The 17,074-nt window shown below is 54.7% G+C and carries 18 protein-coding genes and 3 tRNA genes; 5 read left to right on the top strand and 16 right to left on the bottom strand.

The window, feature by feature from the left end; genetic code table 11:
* Positions 1 to 12: 12 nt before the first annotated feature.
* On the top strand, positions 13 to 669 hold the full coding sequence (locus ACFPM8_RS14570; protein WP_378998279.1) for an amino acid ABC transporter permease: 657 nt from the start codon (positions 13 to 15) through the stop codon (positions 667 to 669).
* Between the two features lie 226 nt (positions 670 to 895).
* On the opposite strand, the gene ACFPM8_RS14565 is transcribed toward ACFPM8_RS14570, so the two are convergent.
* Complete coding sequence (locus ACFPM8_RS14565) at positions 896 to 1,135, bottom strand: hypothetical protein (protein ID WP_378998278.1); 240 nt, start codon at positions 1,133 to 1,135, stop codon at positions 896 to 898.
* 172 nt (positions 1,136 to 1,307) lie between these two features.
* Here ACFPM8_RS14565 and ACFPM8_RS14560 point away from each other — a divergent pair, with 172 nt between their 5' ends.
* From ACFPM8_RS14560 to ACFPM8_RS14550, 3 genes are all read left to right on the top strand, one after another.
* Positions 1,308 to 2,138, top strand: coding sequence for a ferritin-like domain-containing protein (locus ACFPM8_RS14560; RefSeq protein WP_378998277.1), 831 nt, complete (start codon positions 1,308 to 1,310; stop codon positions 2,136 to 2,138).
* A 172-nt stretch (positions 2,139 to 2,310) separates the two neighbouring features.
* A complete protein-coding gene (locus tag ACFPM8_RS14555; RefSeq protein WP_378998276.1) occupies positions 2,311 to 3,183 on the top strand; it encodes a pirin family protein in 873 nt (290 codons plus the stop codon).
* 121 nt (positions 3,184 to 3,304) lie between these two features.
* Positions 3,305 to 4,732, top strand: coding sequence for a catalase (locus ACFPM8_RS14550; RefSeq protein WP_378998275.1), 1,428 nt, complete (start codon positions 3,305 to 3,307; stop codon positions 4,730 to 4,732).
* A 235-nt stretch (positions 4,733 to 4,967) separates the two neighbouring features.
* Here ACFPM8_RS14550 and ACFPM8_RS14545 read toward each other — a convergent pair.
* From ACFPM8_RS14545 to lepA, 14 genes are all read right to left on the bottom strand, one after another.
* Positions 4,968 to 5,043: transfer RNA gene (locus tag ACFPM8_RS14545), tRNA-Gly, on the bottom strand.
* An 11-nt stretch (positions 5,044 to 5,054) separates the two neighbouring features.
* Positions 5,055 to 5,128 (bottom strand) — tRNA-Cys (locus ACFPM8_RS14540).
* Between the two features lie 122 nt (positions 5,129 to 5,250).
* Positions 5,251 to 5,326 (bottom strand) — tRNA-Gly (locus ACFPM8_RS14535).
* Between the two features lie 111 nt (positions 5,327 to 5,437).
* On the bottom strand, positions 5,438 to 6,031 hold the full coding sequence (gene pgsA / locus ACFPM8_RS14530; protein WP_378998274.1) for a CDP-diacylglycerol--glycerol-3-phosphate 3-phosphatidyltransferase: 594 nt from the start codon (positions 6,029 to 6,031) through the stop codon (positions 5,438 to 5,440).
* Positions 6,032 to 6,131: 100 nt separating this feature from the next.
* Complete coding sequence (gene uvrC, locus ACFPM8_RS14525) at positions 6,132 to 8,003, bottom strand: excinuclease ABC subunit UvrC (RefSeq protein WP_378998273.1); 1,872 nt, start codon at positions 8,001 to 8,003, stop codon at positions 6,132 to 6,134.
* Positions 8,004 to 8,040: 37 nt separating this feature from the next.
* The gene (gene nagZ, locus ACFPM8_RS14520; RefSeq protein WP_378998272.1) at positions 8,041 to 9,114 is read right to left on the bottom strand and encodes a beta-N-acetylhexosaminidase; all 1,074 of its coding nucleotides are present in this window, start codon (positions 9,112 to 9,114) and stop codon (positions 8,041 to 8,043) included.
* Entirely contained in the window at positions 9,111 to 9,503 is a 393-nt protein-coding gene (gene acpS / locus ACFPM8_RS14515; RefSeq protein WP_378998271.1) for a holo-ACP synthase, read from the bottom strand. The genes nagZ and acpS overlap by 4 nt, the downstream gene beginning before the upstream one ends.
* Before the next feature lie 25 nt (positions 9,504 to 9,528).
* Positions 9,529 to 10,290 carry a pyridoxine 5'-phosphate synthase gene (gene pdxJ / locus ACFPM8_RS14510; protein ID WP_378998270.1) on the bottom strand — a complete coding sequence of 254 codons (762 nt, stop codon included), beginning with the start codon at positions 10,288 to 10,290 and terminating at the stop codon, positions 9,529 to 9,531.
* A 119-nt stretch (positions 10,291 to 10,409) separates the two neighbouring features.
* Positions 10,410 to 11,261 carry a DNA repair protein RecO gene (gene recO / locus ACFPM8_RS14505; protein WP_378998269.1) on the bottom strand — a complete coding sequence of 284 codons (852 nt, stop codon included), beginning with the start codon at positions 11,259 to 11,261 and terminating at the stop codon, positions 10,410 to 10,412.
* Between the two features lie 9 nt (positions 11,262 to 11,270).
* Positions 11,271 to 12,191 (bottom strand): GTPase Era, encoded by a 921-nt coding sequence (gene era / locus ACFPM8_RS14500; protein ID WP_378998268.1) that lies wholly within the window; start codon positions 12,189 to 12,191, stop codon positions 11,271 to 11,273.
* Positions 12,188 to 13,198, bottom strand: a complete 1,011-nt coding sequence (rnc, locus tag ACFPM8_RS14495; RefSeq protein ID WP_378998267.1) for a ribonuclease III — start codon at positions 13,196 to 13,198, stop codon at positions 12,188 to 12,190. The genes era and rnc overlap by 4 nt, the downstream gene beginning before the upstream one ends.
* A 128-nt stretch (positions 13,199 to 13,326) precedes the next feature.
* Positions 13,327 to 13,683 carry a DUF4845 domain-containing protein gene (locus ACFPM8_RS14490; RefSeq protein WP_378998266.1) on the bottom strand — a complete coding sequence of 119 codons (357 nt, stop codon included), beginning with the start codon at positions 13,681 to 13,683 and terminating at the stop codon, positions 13,327 to 13,329.
* A 29-nt stretch (positions 13,684 to 13,712) separates the two neighbouring features.
* Positions 13,713 to 14,630 (bottom strand): signal peptidase I, encoded by a 918-nt coding sequence (lepB, locus tag ACFPM8_RS14485; RefSeq protein ID WP_378998265.1) that lies wholly within the window; start codon positions 14,628 to 14,630, stop codon positions 13,713 to 13,715.
* The gene (lepA, locus tag ACFPM8_RS14480) at positions 14,627 to 16,420 is read right to left on the bottom strand and encodes a translation elongation factor 4 (RefSeq protein ID WP_378998264.1); all 1,794 of its coding nucleotides are present in this window, start codon (positions 16,418 to 16,420) and stop codon (positions 14,627 to 14,629) included. The genes lepB and lepA overlap by 4 nt, the downstream gene beginning before the upstream one ends.
* Here lepA and ACFPM8_RS14475 point away from each other — a divergent pair.
* Positions 16,410 to 16,667: a hypothetical protein gene (locus ACFPM8_RS14475; protein WP_378998263.1), complete on the top strand. Its 258-nt coding sequence runs from the start codon at positions 16,410 to 16,412 to the stop codon at positions 16,665 to 16,667. The genes lepA and ACFPM8_RS14475 overlap by 11 nt on opposite strands.
* Before the next feature lie 35 nt (positions 16,668 to 16,702).
* Here ACFPM8_RS14475 and ACFPM8_RS14470 read toward each other — a convergent pair whose 3' ends face one another.
* A complete protein-coding gene (locus tag ACFPM8_RS14470; RefSeq protein WP_378998262.1) occupies positions 16,703 to 16,975 on the bottom strand; it encodes a glutaredoxin family protein in 273 nt (90 codons plus the stop codon).
* Positions 16,976 to 17,074 lie beyond the last annotated feature (99 nt).

The raw sequence follows: 17,074 nt of genomic DNA, 5'->3' as shown, positions 1-17,074 counted from the left end.
GACAGAGAGAATATGGAAATACTGGAATTGCTACAGCAGGCGGCACCGACCTTGCTCAAAGGTGTCGGCTATACCTTGCTCTTTGCGATTGCCTCGATGCTGGGCGGACTGCTGCTCGGTTTTCCGTTGGCGGTGGCGCGCATCTTGCCGCAGCGCCCGGTCCGCTGGCCGGCCAGCATCTATGTCAGCCTGATGCGCGGCACGCCGCTGCTGGTGCAGATTTTCGTCATTTATTACGGTCTCCCCAGCATCGGCATCAGCTTCTCGCCGCTGACCGCCGGCATCCTGGCATTAAGCCTGAACGCCGGCGCCTATCTATCGGAGAGCCTGCGCGGTGCGATTCTGGGGGTCGACAAGGATCAGTGGGGCGCCAGTTACAGCCTCGGCTTGAATTACTGGCAAACGCTACGCTACATCGTGATTCCGCAGGCCATCCGGATTGCGATACCTTCGATGAGCAATACCCTGATCAGCCTGATCAAAGACACTTCGCTGGTATCCGTCATCACGGTGACCGAACTGATGTTGGCCACCAAGGAAATCATCGCCGTGACTTTCCGCCCATTGCCGCTCTATCTGGCAGCCGCGCTCATCTATTGGTGCCTGAGTCTTTGTTTCGAACGGGTGCAAAGCCGGCTTGAACACAAGCTCGGGCGGGCGCACCACTAACGGGCACCCTAACGTCAACTTCCTGCCGCTTGTCCTGGTGCCGACGGATTATGATCCGGCACCGGCTCCTGCTCCGGAACCGGCGGCGGACCGGGAAACGGTATCGGCCCTTCTGCCGGACTCGGTTCCGGGACCCGATGAACCGCCATCCTGTTCCGTACTGCAGTCAATGCATGAATGTTCATGAGTGCCCCGCTGCGGTTATTCCAATGCGGATTGGAACCAATCACCCGGTCAGCGCGACCAGGTTATCGACCTCGATCTTGGCAAATTCGATACTGCTGTCGTAGGCGCTGCTGCGGCTGGCATGAGCGCTTTCGGTGTTGGTGCGGCTGGACACGCTGGCGCCCGCTTTTAGAATTTGATAGCCGTCATGCCAAAGATCGTCATGCCCTTGCACCGGCTTTGCCAGAATGACATAACCACGATATTCGACCTTATCGCCTGTTGTATCTTGATCGCTCATTTTCGCCTCGCTTGCCAGTAAGATTTTTATCCTAGCACGAGTGCGGCCTATGCACAGCGCCAAGGAATCGTGTACCGTGAACGATGTGCCAAGGTACGCGTCATATAGTAGCCAGTCCGTCGACCTAACGTTCTTTCACCACTGTCAGTCACAACGCATGGAGAGATTGATCATGAATAAAGAAGGCCGCGAAATGCATGCGCATTGGAAAATTTCGGATCTCGATTTTTCACAGATTGATATTGCGCATGTCAGGCCTGATGAAAACCTTTTCTATTTGGTGACCTGCGCATCATTTGTCGAAAGCGGCTCCGATCTGTACACGCAAAACCTGGTCGCTTATTACGGCGATGAACCGGAGATTTCCAATTGGCTACACGATCAATGGGAAGTCGAAGAATTGCAGCACGGACAAGCGCTACGGGCGTATGTCAACCATGTGTGGCCGGAATTTGAATGGGAAACTGCGTATCGCAGCTTTCTCGATGAATACTCAACGTATTGCAAGGTCGAGCTACTGGAGCCCAGCAAGGCGCTCGAGATGGCGGCGCGCTGCGTGGTAGAGGCCGGCACTGCCACGCTCTATCACGCGCTGGCACGTAGCACCGATGAGCCGGTGCTGCGCGACCTGGCATCCCGCATCGCCCGTGATGAAGTCAATCACTACAAACATTTCTTCCGCTACTTCCGTCGTTTCCGGCAACAGGAAGGACTGGGCCGCCGTCGCATCTTCGGCGCCTTGCGCCGCCGCATCATGGAAATGCGGAACGAGGACGCTGCATGCGCGCTGCGTCACGTACACAAGATGCGCTCACCGGAACTCGCCAATGATCCGGCACGCCGGCAAAAAATCAGCGCCAAGATGAATAAAACGGTGCGCACCAATTTATCGGCCGACATGGCCATCAAGATGATCATGCGGCCACTCGACTTGCCGGCAACGATACAGTCGCTGGTGACCTATCCGGCGACGCAGATCATGAATCGGGTATTTTTCCGCTAGCGATTACGGCTATTGGCACGGACTCTTATCCGATTGCGACTGCGGCTGCCTATATCTACAATCCCCCCTACCTCCTAAATTCGCGCCGGCCATAGCCTGTTGACCTATGTTGAAAGATTTATAGCCCAACAGGTCTTATGCTTTGATTCTTATTTACCCAACGGGAGATCATATGAAGGACTCGATTGCTTATCGTATTCCGGGTCGCGCCCGCGATTTGGGCGAGTTGACGGTGCGCCGCGTACTGCCGGCAGGTCGCCATCAAAGCGTTGGCCCCTTTCTTTTCTTTGATCATATGGGACCGGTCGAATTCGCCGTTGGCGAAGGCATCAACGTTCGTCCGCATCCACACATTGGCCTGGCCACCGTCACCTACCTGTTCGAAGGCGCGATTCGCCACCATGACAGTCTGGGCAACGACCAGCAGATCATTCCCGGCGACGTCAACTGGATGACCGCGGGCCGCGGCATTGTCCATGCTGAACGCACACCGGATGCCAAACGCGCCAGCGGCTGGCGTCTGCACGGCATCCAGACCTGGGTTGCGCTGCCGCTGGCCGACGAAGAATGCGCCCCGGCCTTTTCGCATCATGCGGCGGCAACGCTGCCGTTGGTCAGCGGCGACGGCTATCAGCTGCGCGTGATCGCCGGCCGCGCATTCGGCCGGGAGTCGCCTGTCACGGTCCATTCGCCGACCTTATATGTGGCTGCCGAGATGGCGGCCGATGCCCATTTCACGCTGGCGCCGGAATACCCGGAGCAAGCAGTGTATGTCCTCAGCGGCCGCATCACGATTGATGGCGATGTGCTGGAAGCGGGTGTGCTGGCAGTGCTGAAGCCTGCGACGGCGGTTGAAATTAAAGCCAACGAGGCGTCCCAGTTGATGCTGCTGGGCGGTGCGCCTATCAATGGGCCGCGCTTGATTTGGTGGAATTTCGTTGCCAGCGATCAGGCTAAGATCGACGCCGCAAAGGACAAATGGCGCGAGCAACGCTTCGATCCAGTGCCCGGCGACGATGAGCGGACGCCGCTGCCGGAGGTATGAGCGCTTTCACAATGGTAGACAATAACTATTAAAATTAAATATAAAATTAATTTTATCTATTCATTCGCATTGTGCATAATAACCAATAGAAATTCCCCTCCCGCACTTGAAAGGTCATCACATGAAAAAGCTTACAACCGCAGCCGGCGCACCGGTGGTCGACAATCAGAATATACAAACTGCCGGACCGCGCGGCCCTGCATTATTGCAAGACGTATGGTTTCTGGAGAAGCTGGCACACTTTGACCGCGAAGTGATTCCGGAACGCCGCATGCATGCCAAGGGCTCCGGCGCCTACGGCACGTTCACCGTCACCCATGACATCACCCAATATACGAAGGCCAAGATTTTTTCTGAAATCGGCAAAAAGACCGATTTGTTTTTGCGCTTTTCGACAGTCGCCGGCGAACGTGGCGCGGCCGATGCGGAACGGGACATTCGCGGCTTTGCGGTCAAGTTTTATACCGAAGAAGGCAACTGGGACCTGGTGGGCAACAACACTCCGGTATTTTTCTTGCGCGACCCACTGAATTTTCCGGATCTGAACCGCGCCGTCAAACGCGATCCGAAAACCAATTTGCGCAGCGCCGACAATAATTGGGATTTCTGGACTTTGCTGCCGGAAGCGCTGCACCAGATCACCATCGTGATGGGCGATCGCGGCCTGCCGCGCACCTACCGCCACATGCATGGCTTCGGCAGCCACACCTTCAGTTTCATCAATGCCAAGAACGAACGCCATTGGGTCAAGTTCACGTTCAAGACGATGCAAGGCATCGAAAACATGACCGATGCGGAAGCGACGGAATTAGTCGGCCGCGATCGCGAAAGCGCGCAACGCGATCTGTTCGACAGCATCGAGAACAAAGACTTCCCGCGCTGGAAATTGTTTGTGCAAATCATGCCGGAGAAAGAAGCCGGCACCTATCACATCAATCCCTTCGATCTGACCAAAGTCTGGCCGCGCAAGGATTACCCGCTGATCGAAGTCGGCATGCTGGAATTGAACCGCAATCCCGAGAACTATTTTGCCGAGGTTGAGCAAGCAGCGTTCAATCCCGCCAACGTGGTTCCAGGCATTAGCTTTTCGCCGGACAAGATGCTGCAAGGACGGTTGTTTTCTTACGGCGACGCACAGCGCTATCGCCTGGGCGTCAACCATCATCAAATCCCGGTCAATGCGCCGAAGTGCCCATTCCATGCCTCGCACCGCGATGGCGCGATGCGGATCGATAATAATCATGGCGGCACCATCGGCTACGAGCCGAACAGCAAAGGCGAATGGCAGAACCAGCCGGACTTCGCCGAACCGCCGCTAGCGATCGAAGGCATGGCGGACCACTGGAATCACCGCGTCGACGATGACTATTATTCGCAGCCGCGGGCTCTGTTCCAGTTGATGAGCGCGGATGAACAGCAGCGCCTGTTCGACAATACGGCACGGGCCATCGGCGGCGCCGCGAAAGAAATACAGCTGCGGCATATTGCCAACTGCACCAAAGCCGATCCGGCATATGGAGCGGGTGTGGCGAAAGCGCTGGGTCTATAAGCTGATCGTCGGCCAACAAAAAAGCCCGCAAAAGCGGGCTTTTTTATTACCGATACAGGAGAAGATTCCCGAAACCCAGTCCTATCTGGAAAGTGGCCCCGGCGAAAGGTGAATCTACTCTTGTATCGGCTATGTATCGCAGAACAATCCACAAAACATATCTTGAGAAGATATCGCACCACGATTCTGTGGTGGATAAGAAGGGAAATTTCAGTCATCTTCCCTTCTTGGAATTTGGAGCGGGAGAAGAGTCTCGAACTCTCGACCTCAACCTTGGCAAGGTTGCGCTCTACCAACTGAGCTACTCCCGCATATGGAGTTTTGGAGGCGGGGGTCGGGATCGAACCGGCGTAAACGGCTTTGCAGGCCGCTGCATAACCACTTTGCTACCCCGCCAAGGGTACTAACTTACGTGAGATTAAAGCTACGCTGCCTGCATTAGCACTGGCTAATACCGCGACCAAACCGACTTCACATAATAAAAAAAGGAAGCTTTTTCCAGCTTCCTCTTTTGAATCTGGAGCGGGAGAAGAGTCTCGAACTCTCGACCTCAACCTTGGCAAGGTTGCGCTCTACCAACTGAGCTACTCCCGCATTTACTTCTTCTGCTGCATCAACAACAGAGACAGCATTATAGACGATTTAAAGGTGCTGTCAATAAAATCTACAATATTTCGCGAAATTTTTTGAAACACCAACAAAACATCAAGGCTTATTTGCTGCGCTTGCTGCCGTACTCTCTTTGATCAACGGCCAGGCTTTACGCAAATAATAAAACATCGACCAGACCGTCAACACTGCAGCCACCAGCAACAGGACCTGTCCCCAGATACGCGTATCAATGCCGAACAAGACGCCATAATACAACAACATTGGGATCGCGACCATTTGTGCGGTGGTTTTAATTTTGCCGATCGAACTGACCGCAACCGATTTTGATGCGCCGATCTGGGCCATCCACTCGCGCAATGCGCTGATCGCGATCTCGCGGCCGATAATGATAAACGCAATGATCGGATGGACCCGATCCAGATGCACCAATACCAACAACGCGCCTGCAACCATCAATTTATCTGCGACAGGATCGAGAAATGCGCCGAATGCCGACGTCTGGTTCCAGCGTCGCGCCAGAAAGCCATCGAACCAGTCAGTCGCCGCCGCCACAATAAAAACAATGGTCGATGCCAGGCCCAATTGCAGTCGCGTAAAGCCGATATCAGGGAGATAGAAGACGCCGACCACTAACGGGATCAATGCAACTCGCAACCAGGTCAGCAGTATAGGAATATTAAATGGCATAAATGTAATGGTAGGCTAGGTGTCCGATTGCCAATTATCTAGGAGTATGCCGTAGTTGGGAAACAAAACCTGCAAGCAAGTATATGGCCCTCATCCGATTTCAATGCAATTGGCGATAAATTTCCTCCGCCAGCTGCCTGGAAATCCCCTCTACCGAGGCAATATCCTCGATGCTGGCATCCGCCACCCCACGCAAACCGCCAAAGCGCGCCAACAGTTTTTGCCGACGCTTGGCGCCAATTCCTTCGATCTCTTCCAGCCGTGAAGTCTGACGTGCCTTGGCGCGCTTGGCGCGCATGCCGGTGATCGCGAAGCGATGCGCCTCGTCGCGAATCTGCGCGATCAACATCAACGCCGCGGATTCTTTACCCAGCTCGCGCGCAGCGCGGCCGTCGGCAAAGATCAGCGTTTCCAGCCCAACCTTGCGGCCCTCGCCTTTGGCGACACCGACAATCAGGCTGATATCCAGCCCCAGTTCGGCCAGCACCTGACGCGCCATTTCAACCTGGCCTTTGCCGCCGTCGATCAATACGATGTCAGGCATCACGCCGTCGCCGTTGGCGACTTTTTCGTAACGCCGCATCAGTACCTGGCGCATCGCTGCATAATCGTCGCCGGGCGTGATGTCCTTGATGTTGTAACGACGGTATTCACCGTTTTGCATCGTGTGATGATGGAACACCACGCACGACGCCTGCGTCGCTTCGCCAGAGGTGTGACTGATATCGAAACACTCGGCCCGCAGATTGTCGATGTCGTCAATTTCAATTTCCAGCACCTCGACCAGCGCTCGCGTTCGGGCTTGTTGCGAACCCTGCTCGGACAGCAATCTGGCGAGTGAAATTTCGGCGCCCTTTTGCGCCATTTCCAGCCATTGACGACGCTGGCCCTGCGGTTGGAACACCAGGTTGATGCGATGTCCGCATTGTTCCATTAGCGCCAGCATCAATGCCGGTTCGTCGAATTCATTATTCAGGATCAGCGTGCCGGGAATGAAGGTATCGATGTAATGCTGCGCGAGAAACGCCTTCAGCACCGCAACCTCGATGGTTTCCGCCTCGCTCTCTCCGGTGCCGGCCAGCGCACCTTCGACCTGGCTGGGGAAATAAGCGCGATCGCCCAGATGACGGCCGCCGCGCACCATTGCCAGATTGACGCAGGCACGTCCGCCCTGCACGATGACCGCGATGATGTCGATGTCGCTATCGCCAACGGTTTCCATGCTCTGCTGATGCAGTACGCGCGACAGTGCCGTGATTTGATTGCGCACGGCTGCCGCTTGTTCGAATTTCAGTTCAGCCGCATAGGCGTGCATCTTTTTTTCCAATGCAGCCAGGACTTCCGTTTGCCGCCCGCGTAAAAATTTCGCCGCATTATCGACATCCAGCGCGTAGTCGTCGTGACTAATCAGATTGACGCAGGGAGCGCTGCAACGTTGAATCTGGTGCAGCAAGCAAGGCCGCGTGCGATTGGCAAATACCGTGTCTTCACAAGTTCGCAGCAAAAAAACCTTCTGCAGAATCTGCATCGATTCCTTGACTGCCCAAGCGTTCGGGAACGGGCCGAAGTACTGATTTTTTTTATCGACCGCGCCGCGGTAATACGCCATCCGCGGATACTCCTGCCCGCTGATCTTGAGATACGGATAGGATTTATCGTCGCGAAAAAGGATGTTGTAACGCGGCTGCAGCGTCTTGATCAGGTTACTTTCAAGAATCAACGCTTCCGCTTCGCTGCGGGTGACCGTGGTTTCCAGGCGCGCGATCCGCGCCACCATCATGGCGGTGCGCGGACTGGCGAGATTTTTCTGGAAATAACTCGATACGCGCTTCTTCAGGTCGCGTGCTTTGCCGACATACAGGAGATTGTCGGCAGCATCGAAATAGCGATACACGCCCGGCAGATTCGGCAGCTTGGCGACGGTCTCCAGCACCACCGCGCGCGGGTCGGGAACATCGACGACTTCAGTCATGATTCAAGCGCTCCAGCCTCATCTCATCTGCTCGCCGTCACAGCAAGGACTGCACCAGCGTACGCGCCGCCAGATACTGCGCATGCATTTGCAGCGCGCTCCAATCCAACGCAGGCGTCTGCGGCACCAGCGCCGTCAGGCGGGCCGAAGAGCGCGCCATCGCGTCGCGGCTGCCGGCGTTAATCTTCAAACCGGATAACAACTGATCCGCCTTGTCCGGAGAATTGCAAATCAGGACCACGTCGCAACCGGCTTTCAGCGCGGCCTTGGCGCCATCCAGCACGCCGCCGGCGGAACTCGCTCCTTCCATGCTCAGGTCGTCGCTGAAAATCACGCCGTTGAAACCGACATCCTTGCGCAGGATAGTCAGCCATTTCTTGGAGAATCCCGCTGCGTGCTTGTCCACTTTCGGATAAATCACGTGCGCCGGCATCACTGCCGCCAAGCTCATGCCGAGCCAGTCGTAGGGTTTGACGTCTTCATCCATGACCTGTTTCAAAGTGCGCTGATCGATTGGAATCGACAGATGCGAGTCGCCTTGCACAAAACCGTGGCCGGGAAAGTGCTTGCCGCAATTGGCCATGCCCGCCAGCATCAAGCCATGATTCAAACTTTTGGCAAGCAAGCTCACCACGCGCGGATCGCGATGAAAAGCGCGCTCGCCAATCACGCTGGACTCGCCAAAATCGAGATCGAGAACCGGCGTGAACGACAGGTCGACACCGCAGGCACGCAACTCGGCCGCCAACACAAAACCCACCGCCGTTGCCGCCTTGGTCGCGGCCAAGACATCACGATCCCACAATTGACCCAGCACGCGCATCGCCGGCAAGCGCGTGAAGCCGTCTGTTCTGAAACGCTGAACCCGACCGCCTTCATGATCGACCGCAATCAATACGCCAGGGCGCGCTGCATGAATTGCGGCGGTCAACGCGGTAAGCTGCGCACGGTCCTGATAATTGCGGGTAAACAAAATCACGCCGCCAGTCAACGGATGCTGAATGCGGCGGATGTCGTCAGCAGTCAGGCTGGTGCCGACCACGTCCAGCATGACCGGCCCCAAGGCTTGCTTCTCATTGCTTGCCATCTTGCTCGCACCATCTACGTTCATATTTTCTCCACTATGACAAAGGCGACTGCGTACTCCACTTCATCGGTAATCGATACCTGCGCAGTCAAGCCATTCTTTTGCATGAATTCTTCCAGCAAACCGCTGGTGACGACGATCGGTTTACCGCTTGCGGCGTTAAGCGTTTGCATGGCACGCCAGGTCATCGGCATTTTCAGGCCAAGTCCGATGGCTTTTGAAAATGCCTCTTTGGCAGCGAATCGGGTTGCCAGAAAACGAATTCCCCGCGCCTCCACTTTGGCCTTCCGATGCCGGTATTTTTCCAGCTCCTGCTGACCTAGAATTTTCTCGGCGAAGCGGTCGCCATGACGCTTTAACGCCGCCTCGATACGCGGAATCTGAATGATGTCGGTGCCGATGCCATATATCATTTGATGCCCTGTATGTGCCCTGCCCTTAACGTTGTCCCAGGCGCGCCTTGACCATCAGCGCCTTCATTTCGCTCACGGCATTTTTCCAGCCGACGAATACCGCGTGGGCAACGATCGCATGGCCGATATTCAATTCCGCGATATCGGGAATAGCCGCAATCGCCTGTGCATTGGTGTAGTGCAAACCATGTCCGGCATTCACTTTAAGACCGCGCGCGACGCCTTCCTGTACGGCGCGCTGCACGCGCTCCAGTTCACTGCGCTGCTCGGCTTCGCTATGCGCTTCGGCGTAGCGTCCGGTATGCAATTCAATCACCGGCGCACCGATTTCCGCTGCGGCTTGAATTTGATCCGCTTCAGGATCGATGAACAGGCTAACGCGGATTCCTTCTGCCTGTAGCTGGCGCACTGCCGCCTGAACCTGGTTGAAATATTTGACGACGTCGAGACCGCCTTCGGTAGTCAATTCGTGGCGGCGTTCCGGCACCAGACAAGAATCGTGCGGCTTGATTTTGCACGAAAAATCGATCATCTCTTGCGTCACGGCGGCTTCCAGATTCATCCGCGTATGCAACAGCGGCCGGATCGCTTCGACATCCGCATCTTTGATGTGACGGCGGTCTTCGCGCAGATGCAAAGTAATCGCGTCGGCGCCGGCCTCTTCGGCCTGCAACGCAGCCTGGATCGGATCCGGATAAGTCGTGCCGCGCGCATTGCGTAGTGTGGCGACATGGTCGATATTGATGCCGAGGTCGATGATCGACGACGTGGGATTGAGATAGCTCATCGGAGTATTGGCGAATGATGGAGTTAAATAATAAGAATAACCGCAGTGTATTACGTTAAGTTAATTTTGCCGCAGCGAAGCAGCTTGCGACAGGCAGTCCATGACATTCCCTGCTCCGCTCATAACTGCATCAGATCAATCAGAATTTGTCGTGTATTCAGCGGCGCGCCGCCCAAGTGATGCGCCAGCAAGAAACGCATTAACGCCTTGCTTTGCGTCTGCGTTATCACATCGCTGTAGTCTTCCCGTTCCATATCCAGCAATGTCTTGCCGCTGACGCGTGGCCAGGAATCGGTGTCGCGGGCGATGCGCGGACCGCGCTCGGGATCGACCACGTAAGTAAGGCCCGCATCGACCGGCTGGCGACTGCTGGTACAGATCGTGAAATCGCCGGCGACACCGGTTTGCTTGAGCAAGGCGCGTTCGAACTGACGCAATACTATCGGCGCCGGTTCTTGGTGCGCCAGCTGATTCAAGGTGGCGACGTAGTGATCGAATAAGGCTGGATGAGGATCGTCGCGGGCCACCAGCTTGACCAGCAGCTCATTCAGATAAAACCCGCATAGCAGCGCCGACTTTTCCAGCGGCAGCAGACCACCCACCCACTCGGCGGCAATCAATGTGCGTATTTCAGATTTGCCGCTCCAGCTAAGCGACAGTGGCTGGAAGGTTTGCAGCACGCCGCGCAACTTCGACAAGGGACGCTTGGCACCTTTGGCAACCAGCGCAATACGGCCGTAATCGCGTGTGAAGACGTCGATGATCAGACTGGTTTCACGATGCGGGTAGCTGTGCAGTACGAAGCCGGGTTGGGCCGTGACGCGGGTATCTTTTTCGGGGATGCGGGTACTGCGTTTTGGAGAAGAAGGTGCGGCGCGACGGCGGCTGGTGGTGGCGACGGCTTCATCCTGCGCTGTCGTCGACAGCGCAGCTGGCACATCGACGGCAGCGTCAGCGATGAGCGCGTTCATGCTGTGCGCTTATTCGTAGCCGTATGCGCGTAATCCGGCTTCGTTATCGGCCCAGCCGGATTTTACTTTGACCCAGATTTCCAGATAGACGGGACCACCGAACAGGCGTTCCATATCCAGACGGGCCTGGGTTGAAATATCCTTCAGGCGCGCGCCCTTTTGCCCAATCACCATAGATTTGTGGGTATCGCGTTCAACCAGAATCGCGGCAAAAACACGTCGCAGGTCGCCTTCCAGTTCGAACTTTTCGATCAGTACAGTACTGGTATAAGGCAATTCGTCGCCGACAAAACGGAATACTTTTTCACGAACGATTTCAGCTGCCAGAAATTTTTCGCTGCGATCGGTAATATCGTCTGCGCCGAACATCGGCGGATTGGCCGGCAGGTGTTTGCGGATTTCGCCTTGCAAATTATCCAGCTGAAAACGCAATTTGGCCGATACCGGGACCACCGCAGCAAAATCACGCATTGCCGCGATTTTTTGCGCGAAAGGCAGCAGCACCGCCTTGTCTTTGACGCGATCCGATTTATTGATGACCAGGATACAAGGCACGCTGGCAGGCAACAGATTCAACACCTGTTGATCCGCCGGGCCGAAGGTGCCTGCTTCAATGATGTACAGGATGACGTCAGCCGCGGTCAGGGTGGTGGTGACCGTGCGATTCAGGGTCTTGTTGAGGGCGTTCGAGTGACGCGTCTGAAAACCGGGGGTATCCACATACACGAATTGGGTATCGGCGACAGTCTGAATGCCTGTGATCCGGTGCCGCGTGGTCTGCGCCTTGCGCGAAGTAATACTTACCTTGGCCCCGATCAGCTCGTTCATCAACGTCGATTTACCGACGTTGGGACGGCCGACGATAGCGATATAGCCACAGCGGAAATCAGCTGCGGCATCGGTCGATGCCTGGGATACGGAGTCTGTCATGCGGTTTTCGATTTACTCGTGATATGAGGGGTTACGTTCGGGGTGGCTACGCTTGACTCGACTGCATCCGCGGATGACGCGACTGGAGTCGTTGCTGCTGTAGCACTGGATGTGGCGGCTTGCTCGGCGCCGTCGGCTGCCGCCGCGGTGGCAGCGTGCGCGGTCGTCGCGTGTTTTACCGACTCGTCCTTGATATTTTCTTTGGTTTCCGGCTGTTCCGCGATTACCGCGTCTACCGGCATATTCGGCGCATCGGGCTGGATCGTCGCAATGCCAGTCAGTTTCAATTGTGCTGTACGTGGCTTGCTTTTACGTGGTGCGGCCGGTGCTTTGACAAATGCTTTTTGCACGGCTTCCAGCGCCAGCTTGGCCGCGGCTTGTTCTCCGGCGCGGCGGCTGCCGCCAGTGCCAAAAACCTGAATATCCAGTTTAGGAACCAGGCATTCAATCTCGAATTCCTGGTTGTGCGCGGCGCCGTGAGTAGCCACCACGTTGTATTGCGGTAGTGCGATTTTTTTCCCTTGCAAGTATTCCTGCAACAGGGTCTTGGCATCCTTGCCGAGAGTCTTGGGATCGACGGTATCCAGGATCGGGATATACAAGGCACGGATCACGTCGCGTGCCGCATTGAAACCGGCGTCCAGAAAGATCGCGCCGAATAGCGCTTCCAGCGTATCTGCCAGAATCGACGGCCGACGAAACCCGCCGGACTTCAACTCTCCCTCACCGAGCCGCAGAAATTGCGATAATTCCAGCCTCTGGGCAATTTCATATAGCGATTGTTGCTTGACCAGATTTGCCCGTACACGCGACAGATCACCTTCATCGATCTTGGTATAACGGTCAAACAACAACGAGGCAACAACACAGTTCAGAATCGAGTCGCCCAGGAATTCCAACCGTTCGTTATGCAAGGTGCTATGGCTGCGATGCGTCAAGGCCTGCTGCAGCAACGTAGCATCCTTAAAGGTGTGGCCTAGCCGATTTTGCAATAACATGAGGTCCATTTGATCTGCGACTCTTACTCTTACCCCATCAAGCGATGGCTTACTATTTTAAGAGGCCGTTGCGAAACTATTCTGGCTAGGCGTACGGCAGTGAGGCCCAATAACACCGGGAGAAATTTCACAATAAGCTATTTGGCGGTAGTACCTGCATAGTCGATCAACAAACTGACTGGCCCGACCATAGGGATTTTTTTCTGATACGCAAAACTGATTTGGATATCGTTGCCGTCCTTGGTGATTTCCAGATCCTTGCCCTGGATTGCATCGATATAACCGACCTCAGCCTGGCGATCAAACGCGGTCTGGATTTCCTGTACCGTGCCGCCAGCCGTTCTAACACTGGCAATCGCTTTCTTGATCGAGAAAAATTCGACAGCGGTCGGGACCACTTTGGCGCCCATCACGCCTATCCCACCCAAAATCGCCAACCAAACGATCAAGCCAAATAGCGTAATCCCCTGCTGCTTCCGCTTATACCCGGACATTCTTGACATCCTCTACTCCCACCAATGGTTTATTTAAAAAAAGTACCGATGCGTTGGAAATGACCCCAATTCATCCACACCAAAAATGCTTTTCCTACAATATTTTGATCCGGCACAAAACCCCAATAACGACTGTCTTCGCTATTATCCCGATTATCCCCCATCATAAAATACTGTCCAGCAGGAACGGTGCAGCTGAAGCCTTCTACATTAAAGGTACAGGCATCCTTATGCGGGAAATCCATCACCCCCCTCAATGCAATCGGCGGTTTGTCTTCACGTATGGCAATAGTGTGTTCGACAGTCGACAACTTTTCCATATACTGCTTGGAGTAGTCCAGGCTATCTTCATTCAGATAGTCCGGTAGCGGCGTCTCAGGAAGAGTTTGACCATTAATCGTCAAGCGCTTATTTTGATACGTTACTGTATCACCAGGCACACCCACTACGCGCTTGATGTAATCGAGCGACATATTTTTCGGGTATTTGAATACCATCACGTCGCCACGCTGCGGCTGGTTCACTTCTATCACTTTTTTGTTGAGAATCGGCAAGCGAATCCCGTAAGTGAACTTGTTGACCAGAATCAAATCGCCAACCAGCAGAGTCGGGACCATTGAGCTGGATGGAATCTTGAACGGCTCATACAAAAACGAGCGCAGAAAAAACACCATCGCAATCACAGGAAAAAAACTACCCGAATATTCGACCCAGGTCGGCTGCCGCAGCAGGTTTGCTTCCAAAGCGGCCCGGCCGCTGGATTCCAACTTGATGCCGTCTGCGCTCAACCTGGCGTTACGCGCATCAAATTCCGCCAACGCGGCATTGGCTTTGGCACGACGCTGCTTACTCAAATAGAAGCGGTCGAGAAACCAGATCACGCCGGTCACAACCATCAGCACGAACAGAATTAATGCGAAATTTTCCAGAATTGATTGCAATGTCATTTTTCATCCACTTGTAAAATTGCCAGAAATGCTTCTTGCGGAATCTCGACCGAACCCACCTGTTTCATCCTCTTCTTACCGGCCTTCTGCTTTTCCAGCAATTTGCGCTTGCGGCTGATGTCGCCGCCATAACATTTTGCGAGCACGTTCTTGCGCAGCGCCTTGACGTTTTCACGCGAAATAATATTCGCGCCGATCGCCGCCTGAATCGCGACGTCGAACATCTGGCGCGGAATCAATTCGCGCATTTTTGCCGCTACTGCACGACCACGATATTGGCTGTTAGCGCGGTGCACGATGATCGCCAGCGCATCTACCTTTTCGCTGTTAATCAGCATGTCCACTTTGACCACGTCTGCCGCGCGATATTCCTTGAACTCGTAATCCATCGAAGCATAGCCGCGCGATGTCGATTTCAGGCGATCGAAGAAGTCCAGCACGATCTCCGCCATCGGTATTTCGTAGGTCAGCTTGACTTGCTTGCCGTGATAACTCATGTTGATCTGGACCCCGCGCTTTTGCGTACAGAGCGTGATCACGGAACCGACGTATTCTTGCGGCATGTATAGATTGACGGTCACGATAGGCTCGCGCACTTCTTCAATCTTGGATGGATCCGGCATCTTCGATGGGTTGTCCACCATCAGGATGCTGCCGTCGCGCTGGACCACTTCGTAGATCACGGTCGGCGCAGTGGTAATCAAGTCCATATCGAACTCGCGCTCCAGCCGTTCCTGGACGATTTCCATATGCAGCAGACCAAGGAAACCGCAACGGAAACCGAATCCCAGCGCTTGCGAAACTTCCGGCTCATACTGCAAAGCCGCATCATTCAGCTTGAGCTTTTCCAGCGAGTCGCGCAGTGCATCATATTGGTTGGCTTCGACCGGGAACAGACCGGCGAACACCTGCGGCTGCACTTCCTTAAAGCCCGGCAAAGCTGTCGCTGCCGGCTTACCCGCCAATGTCACTGTATCGCCGACTTTGGCAGCCTTCAATTCCTTGATGCCGGCAATGATGAAGCCAACCTGTCCCGCTGACAACGATTCACGCGACTGCGATTTCGGCGTAAAAACACCGACGCTCTCGGTCAAATGTTGAGAGCCTGTCGCCATCAGCAGAATTTTATCTTTCGGTCGCAAAGTACCGTTCATGATGCGGACCAGCATCACCACGCCGACATAATTGTCGAACCACGAGTCGACAATCAAGGCTTGCAACGGTGCGTCAGGATCGCCTTTAGGCGGCGGCACTTTGACGATCAGCGATTCAAGAACTTCCCGCACGCCGAGGCCGGTCTTGGCCGAACAGTGCACCGCGTCAGTGGCATCGATACCGATCACGTCTTCAATTTCGGCAATCGCATTTGCCGGATCGGCGGACGGCAAGTCGATCTTATTCAAGACCGGCACCACTTCTACGCCGAGGTCAAGCGCGGTATAGCAGTTGGCAACGGTTTGCGCTTCCACTCCTTGCGATGCATCGACCACCAGCAACGCGCCTTCGCACGCTGACAGCGACCGGCTGACTTCATAACTAAAGTCGACGTGGCCGGGCGTATCAATCAAATTCAAATTATAGATTTGACCATCCAGCGCCTTGTAAGACAGCGCAGCCGTCTGTGCCTTGATGGTGATGCCACGCTCGCGCTCGATGTCCATTGAATCGAGTACCTGCGCCTCCATCTCACGGTCGGAAAGTCCTCCACAAGATTGGATGATTCGGTCCGCCAAGGTAGATTTACCGTGGTCGATATGGGCGATGATGGAGAAATTACGGATGTTGTTCATTGACAGACGCGATTACAAAAAAGGCGCTCTGAGCCGGGCTATTGCCGCCCAGGCGAGCGCCTTTTATGACAGGTTATTCAGTGCCGCCATTTTACCGGATTTCAGAGGGGAAAACCGACAAATCACAGGTCATGGGATTTCAGCGGGCAGTATATCAAGGAAAGCAGCAAAGCAAAAAGCCAGCATACTCCCCTATGCATATCCCAATATTGCTTACAAAAGAGGCTATATAGAACACATACTTTAAGTACTGACGGGAGCATAAAAAAACTCTATTCCGCGTCACCCTCTCAAAAAAGCCTTCACTTTCTCCACATCAAGAAAATAATGACAGAGTTGCATCGCCGCTTGCCCATCCTTACTTCCCAGTAATACCGGCACCATTTCATCATACTGGGCAAGCAGTTCAGGATCCGCATCGACATCAATCAGCTCAACAGTAAACCGATGTGCACCATCGCCATCCGCCGCTCGCAGCTTATGCAATGCCTCCAACATGTCGTCGCACAGGTGACAGTAAGAACGACTATAAATAATAAAGTGATGCTTCGACATGAGAGTGCAATCCTTTTCCAAGCCGGTGCCGAACATGAAGCCGTCAACAGTCGATAAAAAAGCTGCAGACCTTTAAGATCTGCAGCCTCAGCTGGACTG

Origin of the sequence: Paraherbaspirillum soli (assembly GCF_042654985.1) — a bacterium.
Taxonomy (GTDB): Bacteria; Pseudomonadota; Gammaproteobacteria; order Burkholderiales; family Burkholderiaceae_D; genus Paraherbaspirillum; species Paraherbaspirillum soli.
This window is presented reverse-complemented; position numbering and strand designations above follow the sequence as displayed.

What these genes read in the sequence shown, in the direction of transcription:
- ACFPM8_RS14490 (WP_378998266.1), bottom strand. Translation starts at nt 13,683, where the DNA reads ATGTCCGGGTATAAGCGGAAGCAGCAGGGGATTACGCTATTTGGCTTG.
- pdxJ (WP_378998270.1), bottom strand. Translation starts at nt 10,290, where the DNA reads ATGAGCTATCTCAATCCCACGTCGTCGATCATCGACCTCGGCATCAAT.
- ACFPM8_RS14550 (WP_378998275.1), top strand. Translation starts at nt 3,305, where the DNA reads ATGAAAAAGCTTACAACCGCAGCCGGCGCACCGGTGGTCGACAATCAG.
- ACFPM8_RS14560 (WP_378998277.1), top strand. Translation starts at nt 1,308, where the DNA reads ATGAATAAAGAAGGCCGCGAAATGCATGCGCATTGGAAAATTTCGGAT.
- nagZ (WP_378998272.1), bottom strand. Translation starts at nt 9,114, where the DNA reads ATGAACGTAGATGGTGCGAGCAAGATGGCAAGCAATGAGAAGCAAGCC.
- ACFPM8_RS14565 (WP_378998278.1), bottom strand. Translation starts at nt 1,135, where the DNA reads ATGAGCGATCAAGATACAACAGGCGATAAGGTCGAATATCGTGGTTAT.
- lepA (WP_378998264.1), bottom strand. Translation starts at nt 16,420, where the DNA reads ATGAACAACATCCGTAATTTCTCCATCATCGCCCATATCGACCACGGT.
- rnc (WP_378998267.1), bottom strand. Translation starts at nt 13,198, where the DNA reads ATGGACCTCATGTTATTGCAAAATCGGCTAGGCCACACCTTTAAGGAT.
- acpS (WP_378998271.1), bottom strand. Translation starts at nt 9,503, where the DNA reads ATGATATATGGCATCGGCACCGACATCATTCAGATTCCGCGTATCGAG.
- uvrC (WP_378998273.1), bottom strand. Translation starts at nt 8,003, where the DNA reads ATGACTGAAGTCGTCGATGTTCCCGACCCGCGCGCGGTGGTGCTGGAG.
- era (WP_378998268.1), bottom strand. Translation starts at nt 12,191, where the DNA reads ATGACAGACTCCGTATCCCAGGCATCGACCGATGCCGCAGCTGATTTC.
- ACFPM8_RS14470 (WP_378998262.1), bottom strand. Translation starts at nt 16,975, where the DNA reads ATGTCGAAGCATCACTTTATTATTTATAGTCGTTCTTACTGTCACCTG.
- lepB (WP_378998265.1), bottom strand. Translation starts at nt 14,630, where the DNA reads ATGACATTGCAATCAATTCTGGAAAATTTCGCATTAATTCTGTTCGTG.
- pgsA (WP_378998274.1), bottom strand. Translation starts at nt 6,031, where the DNA reads ATGCCATTTAATATTCCTATACTGCTGACCTGGTTGCGAGTTGCATTG.
- ACFPM8_RS14555 (WP_378998276.1), top strand. Translation starts at nt 2,311, where the DNA reads ATGAAGGACTCGATTGCTTATCGTATTCCGGGTCGCGCCCGCGATTTG.
- recO (WP_378998269.1), bottom strand. Translation starts at nt 11,261, where the DNA reads ATGAACGCGCTCATCGCTGACGCTGCCGTCGATGTGCCAGCTGCGCTG.
- ACFPM8_RS14475 (WP_378998263.1), top strand. Translation starts at nt 16,410, where the DNA reads ATGTTGTTCATTGACAGACGCGATTACAAAAAAGGCGCTCTGAGCCGG.
- ACFPM8_RS14570 (WP_378998279.1), top strand. Translation starts at nt 13, where the DNA reads ATGGAAATACTGGAATTGCTACAGCAGGCGGCACCGACCTTGCTCAAA.